Below are 12,812 nucleotides of genomic sequence, written 5' to 3' on the forward strand. Positions count from 1 at the left end.
AAGTAATGAGCAAGTAAGGAGGTTGCGGTGCCATGGATAGCACGCAGCGCAACCTGGACTGGATGATTGACGACCCGCAGCGCCCGGCGGCGCCGGGCTTGCGATCGTCACTGGTCTATTTTTCGTCGGTGTCGGAGAACACCCACCGCTTCGTGCAGAAGCTGGGTGTTCCCGCCACGCGAATCCCGCTGCATGGCCGCATCGAGGTCGACGATCCGTACGTATTGATACTGCCCACGTACGGCGGCGGGAAGGCCACGCCTGACATCAACAACGGGGGCTATGTCCCTAAGCAGGTCATCGCCTTTTTGAACAACGAGCACAACAGGTCGTTGATCCGCGGCGTCATCGCCGCCGGCAACAACAACTTCGGTGCCGAATTCGCCTATGCGGGCAACGTGGTTTCCCGCAAATGCGGCGTGCCCTACCTCTACCGCTTCGAACTGATGGGTACCCCGGACGACGTGGAAGCCGTTCGCGCGGGCTTGGAAGAATTCTGGAAGGACCAGACGTGCCACCAACCGTCACTGCAGAGCCTGTAACCACCGGCGCCCACGCGTTGCCGGGGGAGACCGACTACCACGCGCTCAACGCGATGCTGAATCTGTACGACAAAGACGGCAAGATTCAGTTCGACAAGGACCACGAGGCCGCGCATCAGTACTTCCTGCAGCACGTCAACCAGAACACGGTCTTCTTCCACAATCAGGACGAGAAGCTCGACTACCTGATCAAGGAGAACTACTACGAGCGCGAGGTGCTCGACCAGTACAGCCGCAACTTCGTCAAGACGCTGCTGGACCGGGCTTACGCGAAGAAGTTCCGGTTCCCGACCTTCCTCGGGGCTTTCAAGTACTACACCTCGTACACGCTGAAGACGTTCGACGGCAAGCGCTACCTCGAGCGCTTCGAGGACCGGGTCGTGATGGTCGCGCTCACGCTGGCCGCAGGTGACCACGCGCTGGCCGAGAAGCTCGTCGACGAGATCATCGACGGCCGGTTCCAGCCGGCGACCCCGACGTTTTTGAACTCGGGTAAGAAGCAGCGCGGCGAGCCGGTGAGCTGCTTTTTGCTGCGCATCGAGGACAACATGGAGTCGATCGGGCGCTCGATCAACTCCGCGCTGCAGCTGTCCAAGCGCGGCGGGGGAGTTGCGTTGTTGCTGAGCAACATTCGCGAACATGGCGCACCGATCAAGAACATCGAGAATCAATCCTCGGGTGTCATCCCGATCATGAAGCTGCTCGAGGACTCGTTCTCCTACGCCAATCAGCTGGGTGCGCGCCAAGGTGCGGGCGCGGTGTACCTGCACGCGCACCACCCGGACATCTACCGGTTCCTGGACACCAAGCGCGAGAACGCCGACGAGAAGATCCGGATCAAGACGCTGAGCCTCGGTGTGGTGATTCCCGACATCACCTTCGAGCTGGCCAAGAAGAACGAGGACATGTACCTGTTCTCGCCGTACGACGTCGAGCGGGTTTACGGCGTGCCGTTCGCCGACATCTCGGTGACCGAGAAGTACTACGAAATGGTCGATGACGCGCGCATCCGCAAGACCAAGATCAAGGCGCGCGAGTTCTTCCAGACGCTGGCCGAGCTGCAGTTCGAGTCCGGCTACCCGTACATCATGTACGAGGACACGGTGAACCGGGCCAACCCCATCGAGGGCAAGATCACGCACTCGAACCTGTGCTCGGAGATTCTGCAGGTGTCCACGCCGTCGTTGTTCAACGAAGACTTGTCGTATGCCAAAGTGGGCAAGGACATTTCGTGCAACCTGGGTTCGCTGAACATCGCGAAGGCCATGGACTCACCGGACTTCGCCCAGACCATCGAGGTGGCGATCCGGGCGCTGACCGCGGTCAGCGATCAGACACACATCTGGTCGGTGCCCTCAATCGAGCAGGGCAACAACGAATCCCACGCGATCGGGCTGGGGCAGATGAATCTGCACGGCTACCTGGCTCGCGAGCGCATCCTGTACGGCTCCGAAGAAGGTATCGACTTCACCAACATGTACTTCTACACCGTGCTCTACCACGCGCTGCGGGCGTCGAATCGCATTGCGATCGAACGCGGTAGCAAGTTCGGTGGTTTCGAGCGCTCGAAGTACGCCTCGGGCGAGTTCTTCGACAAGTACACCGAGCAGGTGTGGGAGCCGGCCACTGCCCGGGTTCGGGAGCTCTTCGCCGAGGCGGGCATCCGCATTCCGACGCAAGAGGATTGGCAGCGGCTCAAGGAGTCTGTGCAACAGCACGGCATCTACAACCAGAACCTGCAGGCCGTGCCGCCGACGGGGTCGATCTCCTACATCAACCACTCGACCAGCTCGATCCACCCGGTCGCGAGCAAGATCGAGATCCGCAAGGAAGGCAAGATTGGTCGCGTCTACTACCCGGCGCCGTACCTGACCAACGACAACCTGGAGTACTACCAGGACGCGTACGAGATCGGCTACGAAAAGATCATCGACACCTACGCGGCGGCCACCCAGCACGTGGACCAGGGGTTGAGTCTGACGCTGTTCTTCAAGGACACCGCTACTACCCGCGACGTCAACAAGGCGCAGATTTACGCCTGGCGCAAGGGAATCAAGACGCTGTACTACATCCGGCTGCGGCAGATGGCCTTGGAGGGCACCGAGGTCGAGGGCTGCGTGTCCTGCATGCTGTAGACACCGCGAGGAGTCTGCCCAGGTCAGCGGCCGCAGGGCGGTATGGTGCTTGATGTGGTGAGAATGCCTCGACCCGCAAGACCCCACCCGAGCGTGAAGCCGGGGGCGAAGGTCGACGCGCGCAGCGAGCGTTGGCGTGAACACCGCAAAAAGGTGCGCGGCGAAATCGTCGAGGCGGCGTTTCGCGCGATCGACCGGCTGGGACCCGAGCTGAGCGTGCGGGAGATCGCCGAAGAGGCCGGCACCGCCAAGCCGAAGATCTACCGTCACTTCCACGACAAGTCCGACCTGTTCCAGGCGATCGGCGAGCGGCTGCGCGACATGTTGTGGGCGGCGATCTTCCCGTCGATCAACCTGGCCACCGACTCGGCCCGCGAGATCGTCCGGCGCAGCGTCGACGAGTACGTCAACCTGGTCGACAAGCATCCCAACGTGCTGCGCGTGTTCATTTCGGCGCGCTCCGGAGCGACCACCGAGTCGACGGTGCGCACCCTCAACGAGGGCCGGCAGATCACGCTGACCATGGCCGACATGTTCGACAACGAGCTCAAGGACTTCAAGCTCGACCACGCCGCGTTCGAACTGGCCGCACACGCGGCCTTCGGATCGGCCGCGTCGTCCACCGAGTGGTGGTTGGGCGAACCCGACAGCCCGCGACGCATGCCGCGCGATCAGTTCGTCGCCCATCTGACCACGATCATGATGGGGGTCATCGTCGGCACTGCCGAGGCGCTGGGCATCGCGGTCGACCCCGATCAGCCGGTGCACAGCGCCGTGCGACGTAACCCCGCGGCCAGCTGAGGACCAAAGTCCCGTTGACATCACCCGGGCATTCGTCAAGACTCTGCTCTATCCGATACCGTTGGTACCGGGTATCTACGTTGGCCGGCCCGGGGTAGACATGAGGTGCGGCGGCTAACGCACGAGCTGATACGCCAATAGAAGGACCGATTCACTGTGACCGATGCATTGACACAAGCCGAACCGACATCGGCCGCGCAGCCGGTGCATACCCGCGCGCTGATCATCGGAACCGGGTTCTCCGGCCTGGGCATGGGGATCAAGCTGCAGCAGCAGGGCGTGGACTTCGTGATCCTGGAGAAAGCCGATGACGTCGGCGGCACCTGGCGCGACAACAGCTACCCCGGGTGCGCCTGCGACATCCCGTCGCACCTGTACTCGTTCTCTTTCGAACCCAAGCCGGACTGGAAAAACCCGTTCTCCTACCAGCCCGAGATCTGGGACTACCTCAAGGGCGTCACCGAGAAGTACGGGTTGCGCCGCTACATCGAATTCAATTCGCTGGTCGATCGCGGACACTGGGACGACGACGAACACCGGTGGCACGTGTTCACCACCGACGGCCGCGAATACATCGCGCAGTTCCTGATCTCGGGCGCCGGCGCGCTGCACATCCCGTCGATCCCCGAGATCGAGGGTCGCGACGAATTCCGCGGTCCCGCTTTCCATTCCGCGGAGTGGGACCACAGCGTCGATCTCACCGGCAAGCGGGTGGCAATGATCGGGACCGGCGCCAGCGCAATCCAGATCGTCCCGGAGATCGTCGGACAGGTCGGCGAGCTTCAGCTCTACCAACGCACCCCGCCGTGGGTGGTCCCGCGGTCGAACCCGGATCTGCCGGTTGCCGTGCGCCGGGCCATGGAGAACGTCCCCGGGCTGCGCGCGCTGGTGCGGCTGGTCATCTACTGGGGGCAGGAGGCGCTGGCATTCGGCATGACGAAGCGGCCGAACGCGCTGAAATTCATTGAGGCGTACTGCAAATACAACATCCGTCGCTCGGTCAAGGATCGCGAGCTGCGCCGCAAGCTGATCCCGAACTACCGGATCGGCTGCAAGCGAATCCTGAACTCGTCGACGTACTACCGTGCGGTCGCCGACCCTAAGACCGAACTGATCACCGACGCCATCACCCGGATCACGCCCGATGGGATCGTGACAGCCGACGGCACCGAACGCCCGGTCGACGTAATCGTCTATGGCACCGGTTTTCACGTCACCGACTCCTACACCTATGTCCAGATCAAGGGACGCCACGGTGAGGACCTGGTCGACCGCTGGAACCGGGAGGGGATCGGCGCGCACCGGGGGATCACCGTCGCCGACATGCCCAACCTGTTCTTCCTGTTGGGTCCCAACACCGGACTGGGGCACAACTCGGTGGTGTTCATGATCGAGTCCCAGATTCGCTACGTCGCCGACGCGATCAAGAAGTGCGACAAATTCGGCGCCCAGGCGTTGGCACCGACCCGCGCGGCGCAGGACAAGTTCAACGACGAGCTGCAGGAGCAACTCAAGGGGTCGGTGTGGAACAGCGGCGGTTGCAGCAGCTGGTATCTCGACGAGCACGGTAAGAACACCGTGCTGTGGGGCGGCTACACCTGGCAGTACTGGCGTTCCACCCACTCGGTCAAGCCCGACGAATATCAGTTCTTCGGCGTGCGCAGCGGGTCACGCGCCGAGCGCTCCGGGGTCACCGCTCAGGGCTGAGCCCTGCCGCTTAGACATAACCGCAGTTCAGGACTCCCAAAAGGAGTCGTCAGGCTTTAGACTCGGAGGTTTATGAGCGCGTATCAGACCGTCGTGGTCGGCACCGATGGCTCGGACTCGTCGTTGCGTGCGGTGGACCGCGCGGCCGCGATCGCCGCGGAGGATGGTTCGAAATTGATCATTGCGACGGCACATCCCCCGATTCCCGAGGAACGCGGTCGCTACGCCATCCCGCCGGGGAGCGACCACGGTCAGGACTACCGGACGGTGGGCGAGGCCCCCTACTACGCGATCCTGCACAACGCCAGGGAGCGGGCGCACCGAGCCGGGGCCAAGAACGTGGAGGAGAAGTCGATCGTCGGTGCCCCCATCACCGCCCTGGTGCAGCTCGCCGAGGACGCCCGTGCCGACCTGCTGGTCGTCGGCAACGTCGGGCTCGCCAGCGTCGCCGGCCGACTGCTGGGATCGGTGCCGTCCGAAGTCTCCCGCAAAGCCAAGATGGACGTCCTGATCGTCCATACCTCCGACTAGGGCGTCGTTAGGCCTTAAGCGCCGACCGAAGTCGTTGCAGTGCTTGACTTTTCACTTTGCTGCGCATCCTTGGCAAAGGATCGTAGGTTCAAGCGCACGATCCGGTCCAGGACCCGGTCCGAGACGACGCGGCTGACCCGCAGCAAGATCGCGGCGTCACGCCCGATCGTGTAGCGAGTCCGCGGGCGAGAAGCGGTGGCCGCCTTGGCGATGACCTTTGCGGCATGTTCGGCCGAAACACCGTCCTCGCCGAACGATCGGGCCTGTGCCGTGACGGCTGCGGCGAGATCGCCATACCGGGCGAGTTGGGCGTCGGTCATGTTCGCCTTCAACCCTTCGGCGGTGGCGATTCCACGCACGGCCATTTCGGTCTTGACGGCGCCGGGTTCGACGACGACCACTTTGATGCCCAGCTCGGCGACCTCACGCCGCAGTGCATCACTGACCGCCTCGAGGGCGAACTTCGAACCGGCGTAAGCGCCGTAAGTCGGCAAGACCACCTTCCCGCCCACGGAACTGATGTTCACGACGGTTCCGGAGCTGAGCAGTAGAGCCGGCAACAGCGCCTGGGTCATCGCGATGTGGCCGAACAGATTCACCTCGAACTGATGGCGCCACTGCTCCAGCGGCAGGGCTTCTACCGGCGCGTTGATCGCAATGCCGGCATTGTTGATCAACGCCCTTAGTGGGCGATGCCGTGGATCGTGGGCGACCCGGTCGGCGATCGCGGCCACGTCGGACTCAACGGTGATGTCGAGGATGTGCGGCTCCAGGCTTTGCAGGCCCTCGGCTTTCAGCGCGTCGGCGTCGGCCTCGCGTCGCACGCCGGCGAGAACATGAAAACCCTTGCGGGCCAATTCTTTAGCGGTCGCCGCGCCCATGCCTGTCGAGGCGCCGGTCACGACGATCAGCTCGTCCTGATGTGCGGGGTTCGAGGAATTCATGGTGTTCTCCTTTACAGGATGAGCCTTGAGTTGACGCTGTCATCTCAAACTAGCAGTTAAGTTGACAATGTCAACTCAAACGTCGGCTTATGCTCAGCACGTGACGACACGAGCGGAGAGCGCGGCGGCCACCCGCCGTTCGCTGATTGAGGCGGCGGGGGTGCTGCTCGACCTCGGTGGCGTCGAGGCGGTGACGCTGCGCGAGGTGGGCGCTCGCAGTGGTGTGTCGCGCTCGGCCGCGTATCGCCACTTCGCCGACAAGGAATCTCTGCTGGCGGTGGTGGCCATGAACGCGTTGAGCGAATTGGGTGACGCGCTAGAGGCATTGGTCAACAGCGACGATTCGCCCGAGCAGTCGTTGCGTACCGGGTTGCTCTCGTTGATCGATATCGGGCGCATCCGTCCCCATCTGTATCGGCTGATGTTCACCCCGCCGGCGGGTGACCCGACCGAAGTGATGCGGGTGGCCCAACGCGCGCAGGATTTGTTTCTGGACATCGTGGGTCGCATCACCGGTCCGCAGCAGGCGAGCCGTTATGCAGCCTTGTTGTTGACCAGCGCCCACGGGATCACCGGTTTGGACCTGAGCGGTCACATGGATTTGGACAAGTGGCACACCAACGCCGAGGAGCTTGTCGACACGCTTATCTCGGTGTTGCCCAAAGCGAAGTAGCTTCGCCTCAGCGGCGCAACAGGATTGCGAAAGCGTTCGCGGCCGCAGCCACGCCGGCGTCGTCGTTAGTGGCCACCAGATCCAGTAGCAGGCCCCGGGTGACGGCCAGACCGAGCCTGGCCATTGCCGGATCGAATGCATCGCCGGCCACTGCCCCGACCGCGGTCAGCCAACCGTCGACGGCGCCGGGAATCATTCGGGCGAAGGGCCTTTCACCCTGGGCCGCGCGCGCGTAGCACTCGAAGAACAGGCGCTCCAGCCGGCGCAGCTCGGGCCGCTGCAGGTCGGCCCACATCGCGGTAAAGCCGGTGGCGGCGTCCGCCGGTAACTCGGGGAGCAGGCCCATCTGGCGTTGCTCGACCTCCTCGACGACCGCCAGCAGCAGGTCCTCTCGAGACCCGAAGTGGTGCAGCAACATTCGATGGCTGGTGCCGACGGCGCCGGCTATCTCGCGCAGGGAGCGGTCGCCGATGCCGCCGTCGGCGAACTCGTCGATCAGTGCGTCGAGGAGCTGCCGGCGCCGCGCAAGGTCAGGGGTGCGGACCATTGGCCCGGCTGAGCTGCTCCGAGCGGGCCTTGAGTCCTTGGGCTTCCAGTTCCAGAAAGCGCCTGGTCTTCTTGGCCATCAGCCGCCCGACGAGCGCGCCGAGGACGCCGCCCTGATCGAGTTGTTGGCGCACCAGGGTGCGGCCGCCCGATTGGCCGATGACATCGTGGCGGGCGCTGACCCGCACGCCGGGGGAGCGTTGCACCCACGTCCAGGATGACCCCGGGTCGAACTCGGTAACCTGCCAGACCAGCTTCTGCATGCCGGGCTGCTTGATCGCGAACCGTTTGCCGATGGCGAGGCCGGGTCCATCCAGCCCGACAAGCGATGTCACGGACGCGGTCCAGTCGGGCCAGTGCTCGACATCGGTGAAGACATCCCATACCAATTGCGGCGCGGCATCGATCTCAATGCTGTCTTCATTAAACATGTACCAAATGGTACATGGTGCGCGATGCCGTGCAAAGAGGCCGTTGCGTGGACGACGGTGGCGGCCGGATGTGCGCGAGCAATGCGGCCCCGGCGCCCCATCGAGCGTCGCGCATCCCACCTCGGCCGCGATCGTTGCGAATGAAGTAGCGAACTACGCTATGGCGTCTTCCAACCGCGAGATAAATCTTTTCGAGACAAGGGATTACACGTCACGAGAGGAGCAAGGACAATGTCAGACCTTATTGCGGCGGCTTCATTGCCGCAGGCACTGGTTGCTCGCCTGCGAGAGCTGGAGGAGCAGCCTGGCATGCGGGTGAATCGCATTCCGGTGTTGACCACAACAATTGGTGAGCGCGAAATTCTCGACACCGTGGGCGACGCGGTGCCGGGATTGGATTTTGCCTCCCTCACGACACTTGCCGTGCTGAGTCCGCGCCGGCCTGAGGTCGACGGAGTCGCGTGGCTCGATTTCGAGACCGTCACCTACTACACGGCCGGCGCCAACGCATTCGCCTCGGTCGGGACGTTCTCGGGCAACGCGGAGTTTCAGCCGTATCTGCGGCTCACGCTGGCGAAGGCGCCGACGGGGGCCGGGGTCCTGGTGACCTGTCGGGCGACAAGCATCGCTGTAGGACCGCACTACCCGGGGTATTACCGCGTAGAAGGGCCGGGCGTGGCGGCAAGTTTCGAGGACAACGCCCGACCCACCACGTTCACTTTCTTCGTTCCGGCCGGCGGTAATGGTCCTGTCGAGATCAAGATCTACACCGACCCCGACAGAATTCAGTTGTGGGCGTTCCACGACTGCACGATCGCCAAGATCTGACCGCGCGGCCAGGGCGCCGGCCATCGATCTCGGCGGGCAGGACCGGCGGGAGTGGCGGCGGGAGGGGCGGCGGGAGGGACTATGCCTTGACGCGCGCGTTGAGGTGCTCGAGCGCCGCCTCGGCGCCGTTCCACCCGGGGATGCCGGTGACTCCCGGGCCCGGGTGGGTGCACTGCCCGCACAGGTAGAGCCCGTCGACCGGGGTGGCGAACTTGTCAGCTCCCTCCACGACGCGGCCGGTCCACAGCTGGTTGGGCTGCAACAACCCATGCGAGTAGTCACCGGCGTGTGCGCTGAAGGTGCTGCCGAAGTAGCGGTTGGAGAACACCACGCGGTTGGTCACCGAGTCGGCGAACCCGGGTGCGAACTTGTCGAAGATCCCGACGCAGGTGTCGGCGTATTGCTCTTTCCAGCTTCGGTTTTCGTCGGCATCCAGCCCGGTGGGGAAGTAGGGCGTGAAAATCGTTGCGCTGTGCTTGCCTTCGGGCGCCAGCGACGAGTCGACCATGCTCGGTATGTACAGGTAGGTGGGAGGTGCGTCGGGCAGCACGCCCTTGCGGTACTGCTCCCATGCGTCGCTGATGTATTCCGGTGACGGCGCGTAAGCGACTGTCGGACACCAGTTCCCGTTGTCCTGCATGTAGGGCTGCAGGCGCTCGATCCATTGGGGCGCTTGATCGATGGTGAGATGGGCCTGGATGTATCCCAGGTTGAAGTTGATCTCCTTGATCTTGCGGATGTAGTCGGGCGGAAAGTTCTGCGCGCCGGCCAGATTCACGAAGGTGGTGTACGGGTCCAGCGACGACAGCACCACATCGGCGGAAATAGCTGTGCCATCACGTAATTGGACCCCGGTGGCGCGTCCGTTCTCGACCAGGATTTCCTTCACGTGCTGTTTCATCTGTACTTCGGCGCCCAGCGACTCCGCGCGCCGGCACAGTGCGGCGCTCAGTGCGCCGATGCCGCCGCGCGGCATGATGTATTCGACGTTGCCGCCGCCGATCAGGTAGTGGTACAGCGTCGACGCATTCGAGCCCGGGGTCCAGGGTCCGCCGTCGAACGCGTCGATCGACATCGCGGCCAGCGAGCCCTGGATGCAGCGGCCCTGGTCGGGCGCAAGGAAGCGCCGGACCGTGTCCATCGTGCTGCCGTACCACATTTGGGCGAAGTCATGCCGGTCCGCAGGCGTGGGCTGCGAGGCGATCACCTCGATGATGTCCAGCGGCGGACCGAACGCCGAGTCGACGAAGTAGGGCGCGAATCTTCCTATGTGCGCGAACAATCCGCCGAGCGCGGCCGCGACGTCGGCGCCGTGATCTTCGAGGAGATGGCGTCCCATCCGCTCCAGGTCGTTGTACATCACGAACGGGGTGTCCGCGGCCTGAGTGCCGTCGCCGAACGTGCACGTCGACGTCCACTGATCCATCAGTTCGAAGCCCCACTTCGTGAGCTCCAGCCGGTCGGTCATCTCCTGGCGCCAGATCAGCACGGCCCAGGCGCCGACGCTGTGCTTGTACCCGTCGAAGAGTTCGCGGGTCGCGGCCATGCCGCCGAGGAAGTGAGCGCGTTCGAGGACAAGCACCTTCGCGCCGTTCTTGGCCAGCACATTCGCGGCAACTAATCCGTTGTGACCTGCTCCGATGATGATCGCGTCATAGTCGGCCATGCTGACTCCTCCGGTGCTGATCCGTCGACTTCAGGCACAATGTCATATCTGACATACTTGCGTCAATGATGACATTTGGTGTCTGCTTAGACCGTGGAATCTCGTAGTCAGCGGACGCGTCAGGCGCTGGTGCAGGCCGCGATGAAGCGGTTTGTCGCCGACGGCGTGCACCAGACCAGCGTGTCCGACATCGTTGCCGACGTCGGGGTGACCGAGCGGACGTTCTATCGGCACTTCCCGTCGAAGCACGCGGTGATCTTCGCCGACTACGACATCGGCTTCGAGTGGTTCGCTCGCGCGCTGGCATTGCGGCCTCATGGTGAACCCATCACCGCGTCGGTGCGAAAAGCCGTGGACGCCTTCCCTTTTGACTTCGCGATGGTCCGCGAGGCCGCCACCATCAGGTCGCGCGACCTCGACCAGGACATCATCACGACGCACATCGGTCGGATGCGCGATCAGGTCGCCGGCGAGATCAGCCGATTCATCCACGCGCGATCAAAGCCCACCGCTGACGGGGCGATGATCGCCGACATCGCGGCACACAGCCTGGCGACGGCCGTGTTTGCCTCGCTGGAGGCGTGGATGAGCAAAGGTGGCGAGGACATCGACGAGTTGAGCCGCCTGACCGACATCGCGCTGAGCGCGCTGGAAGACGGGCTCACGCACACCCTGCGCGAAGCCGGATTGGATTAACCAACGAAATCGCTTCCCGCCCAACAGCCATCGCAACACCGTCGGATTGATGCGGTCCGCTCGGGGTATCCGAAAACCGTGCAGGTAATCCGCAAGCTCCCATCGCAGGCCGTTGTTTGCCTCGCGACTGCAGTGATGGCAGCCTGCGGCCACGATGCCGTCGTGGCGACGTCCGCCGGACCCACGACCACCGGCATGCTGCCGCCGGGGGTAGCGACCGAAGGCATCCGCCCGCCCGCGACTGGGCTACCGCCGGCGGCCGAACCGCTCAAGGGGCCACCCATTCCCCCCGACGGGCTCGTTGGGCGGACCATCCCGGTGGGGCACGAGCCCGAAGGTGTGGTCGTGGACGCGTCAACGCGAACCGTCGCGGTCGCGACGCGCGATCCCAATGAACTGGTGCTGATCGATGCGGACTCGGGCGACATCACCGGCCGGGTTTCGCTGCCGGGGACGGTCCGGCATCTGCAGCTCGCCGCGCCCGGCGGTCCGGTGCTGGTTCCGGTCGAGACCGCCAATGCACTGGTGCAAGTCGGCTTGCCGCAAGGGAAGCCATCGCCGCCCATCGTCACCGGCACCGCGCCTCATGATGCGGCCGCGGCGACCAACGGCACTGTCTTCGTCGCCAACGAACTCGGTGGCACGGTGGCGGTGTTGCGCCGTGGCCAGATCGTGAAGGTCTTCACCGACAGTGTGCAGCCGGCCGGCACGGCGGCAGCTGGGACCTCGGTGGGCGTGCTCGACGTGCGGAAGAACGACCTGACCGTGTACGACGCCGAGCGGTTGACCATTGTGGGATCCACGCCGGCCGGCGCGGGTCCGACTCATCTGGTCGTTGACCAGCACGGACGGATGATCGCGACCGATACCCGCGGCAACAAGGTGCGGGTGTTCACTGCGCTGCCCGCACCGCGTGAGGTAGCGAGCATTCCTCAGCCGGGCGGACCGTATGGCATTACCTACGACGCTGTGCGCGACCGGCTCTGGGTTGCCTCTTCGGGCACCAACGAAGTGATCGGCTACGACATGAACGGACCCACTCCCGTTGAGCGACAACGAATCCGGACGGTACGGGACCCCTACACCGTGGGTGTCGACCCGAAAAGCGGTCGTCTGTTTGTGGCCGGAGTTTCCGGTGGCGTACTGCAGGTCATCGACACCGCGCCTTAACCACGGCGGTGTGGGTTTGGAGGCACCACCCGGTCAGACGGCACAATGGACCTCGGAGGCGACGCGAGCACTCCAACGTGACCCGGGTCGCGACACGCAAACACAACTTCTTGTGTTCCGGCGGGATGTCCGACCCCAGGGG

General features: G+C 64.0%; 13 protein-coding genes. 9 read left to right on the forward strand and 4 right to left on the reverse strand.

All coding sequences use genetic code 11. The annotated features are described in order from the left end of the window. Positions 1 to 62: 62 nt before the first annotated feature. From nrdI to SKC41_RS26840, 5 genes are all read left to right on the forward strand, one after another. Positions 63 to 542, forward strand: a complete 480-nt coding sequence (gene nrdI, locus SKC41_RS26820) for a class Ib ribonucleoside-diphosphate reductase assembly flavoprotein NrdI (protein ID WP_330980853.1) — start codon at positions 63 to 65, stop codon at positions 540 to 542. Continuing rightward, a complete protein-coding gene (nrdE, locus tag SKC41_RS26825; protein WP_330980730.1) occupies positions 512 to 2,677 on the forward strand; it encodes a class 1b ribonucleoside-diphosphate reductase subunit alpha in 2,166 nt (721 codons plus the stop codon). The genes nrdI and nrdE overlap by 31 nt, the downstream gene beginning before the upstream one ends. Before the next feature lie 63 nt (positions 2,678 to 2,740). Next, positions 2,741 to 3,478 carry a TetR/AcrR family transcriptional regulator gene (locus tag SKC41_RS26830; RefSeq protein WP_442931814.1) on the forward strand — a complete coding sequence of 246 codons (738 nt, stop codon included), beginning with the start codon at positions 2,741 to 2,743 and terminating at the stop codon, positions 3,476 to 3,478. Between the two features lie 156 nt (positions 3,479 to 3,634). Further along, complete coding sequence (locus SKC41_RS26835) at positions 3,635 to 5,185, forward strand: flavin-containing monooxygenase (protein WP_330980732.1); 1,551 nt, start codon at positions 3,635 to 3,637, stop codon at positions 5,183 to 5,185. Between the two features lie 72 nt (positions 5,186 to 5,257). Further along, on the forward strand, positions 5,258 to 5,716 hold the full coding sequence (locus SKC41_RS26840; protein WP_330980733.1) for a universal stress protein: 459 nt from the start codon (positions 5,258 to 5,260) through the stop codon (positions 5,714 to 5,716). Positions 5,717 to 5,730: 14 nt separating this feature from the next. Here SKC41_RS26840 and SKC41_RS26845 read toward each other — a convergent pair whose 3' ends face one another. Further along, on the reverse strand, positions 5,731 to 6,660 hold the full coding sequence (locus tag SKC41_RS26845) for an SDR family NAD(P)-dependent oxidoreductase (protein ID WP_330980734.1): 930 nt from the start codon (positions 6,658 to 6,660) through the stop codon (positions 5,731 to 5,733). Between the two features lie 100 nt (positions 6,661 to 6,760). On the opposite strand from SKC41_RS26845, the gene SKC41_RS26850 reads away from it, so the two are divergent. Then, on the forward strand, positions 6,761 to 7,333 hold the full coding sequence (locus SKC41_RS26850) for a TetR/AcrR family transcriptional regulator (RefSeq protein WP_330980735.1): 573 nt from the start codon (positions 6,761 to 6,763) through the stop codon (positions 7,331 to 7,333). Positions 7,334 to 7,340: 7 nt separating this feature from the next. Here the strand turns inward: SKC41_RS26850 and SKC41_RS26855 are convergent, their stop codons facing one another. Both SKC41_RS26855 and SKC41_RS26860 read right to left on the reverse strand, forming a co-directional pair. Continuing rightward, positions 7,341 to 7,880, reverse strand: coding sequence for a TetR/AcrR family transcriptional regulator (locus SKC41_RS26855; protein WP_330980736.1), 540 nt, complete (start codon positions 7,878 to 7,880; stop codon positions 7,341 to 7,343). Then, entirely contained in the window at positions 7,864 to 8,310 is a 447-nt protein-coding gene (locus tag SKC41_RS26860) for an SRPBCC family protein (RefSeq protein ID WP_330980737.1), read from the reverse strand. The genes SKC41_RS26855 and SKC41_RS26860 overlap by 17 nt, the downstream gene beginning before the upstream one ends. 231 nt (positions 8,311 to 8,541) lie before the next feature. Here SKC41_RS26860 and SKC41_RS26865 point away from each other — a divergent pair, with 231 nt between their 5' ends. Continuing rightward, on the forward strand, positions 8,542 to 9,138 hold the full coding sequence (locus SKC41_RS26865; RefSeq protein WP_330980738.1) for a hypothetical protein: 597 nt from the start codon (positions 8,542 to 8,544) through the stop codon (positions 9,136 to 9,138). Positions 9,139 to 9,217: 79 nt separating this feature from the next. On the opposite strand, the gene SKC41_RS26870 is transcribed toward SKC41_RS26865, so the two are convergent. Next, positions 9,218 to 10,804, reverse strand: a complete 1,587-nt coding sequence (locus SKC41_RS26870; protein ID WP_330980739.1) for a phytoene desaturase family protein — start codon at positions 10,802 to 10,804, stop codon at positions 9,218 to 9,220. Between the two features lie 93 nt (positions 10,805 to 10,897). On the opposite strand from SKC41_RS26870, the gene SKC41_RS26875 reads away from it, so the two are divergent. Both SKC41_RS26875 and SKC41_RS26880 read left to right on the forward strand, forming a co-directional pair. Next, entirely contained in the window at positions 10,898 to 11,500 is a 603-nt protein-coding gene (locus SKC41_RS26875; RefSeq protein WP_330980740.1) for a TetR/AcrR family transcriptional regulator, read from the forward strand. A gap of 162 nt (positions 11,501 to 11,662) precedes the next feature. Next, positions 11,663 to 12,670, forward strand: a complete 1,008-nt coding sequence (locus SKC41_RS26880) for a YncE family protein (RefSeq protein ID WP_330980741.1) — start codon at positions 11,663 to 11,665, stop codon at positions 12,668 to 12,670. The last annotated feature ends 142 nt before the right edge of the window (positions 12,671 to 12,812 follow it).

Source organism: Mycobacterium sp. 050128, assembly GCF_036409155.1.
In the GTDB taxonomy this organism is placed as follows: domain Bacteria; phylum Actinomycetota; class Actinomycetes; order Mycobacteriales; family Mycobacteriaceae; genus Mycobacterium.

What these genes read in the sequence shown, in the direction of transcription:
- nrdI (WP_330980853.1), top strand. Translation starts at nt 63, where the DNA reads ATGATTGACGACCCGCAGCGCCCGGCGGCGCCGGGCTTGCGATCGTCA.
- SKC41_RS26830 (WP_442931814.1), top strand. Translation starts at nt 2,741, where the DNA reads ATGCCTCGACCCGCAAGACCCCACCCGAGCGTGAAGCCGGGGGCGAAG.
- SKC41_RS26840 (WP_330980733.1), top strand. Translation starts at nt 5,258, where the DNA reads ATGAGCGCGTATCAGACCGTCGTGGTCGGCACCGATGGCTCGGACTCG.
- SKC41_RS26845 (WP_330980734.1), bottom strand. Translation starts at nt 6,660, where the DNA reads ATGAATTCCTCGAACCCCGCACATCAGGACGAGCTGATCGTCGTGACC.
- SKC41_RS26855 (WP_330980736.1), bottom strand. Translation starts at nt 7,880, where the DNA reads ATGGTCCGCACCCCTGACCTTGCGCGGCGCCGGCAGCTCCTCGACGCA.
- SKC41_RS26860 (WP_330980737.1), bottom strand. Translation starts at nt 8,310, where the DNA reads ATGTTTAATGAAGACAGCATTGAGATCGATGCCGCGCCGCAATTGGTA.
- SKC41_RS26865 (WP_330980738.1), top strand. Translation starts at nt 8,542, where the DNA reads ATGTCAGACCTTATTGCGGCGGCTTCATTGCCGCAGGCACTGGTTGCT.
- SKC41_RS26870 (WP_330980739.1), bottom strand. Translation starts at nt 10,804, where the DNA reads ATGGCCGACTATGACGCGATCATCATCGGAGCAGGTCACAACGGATTA.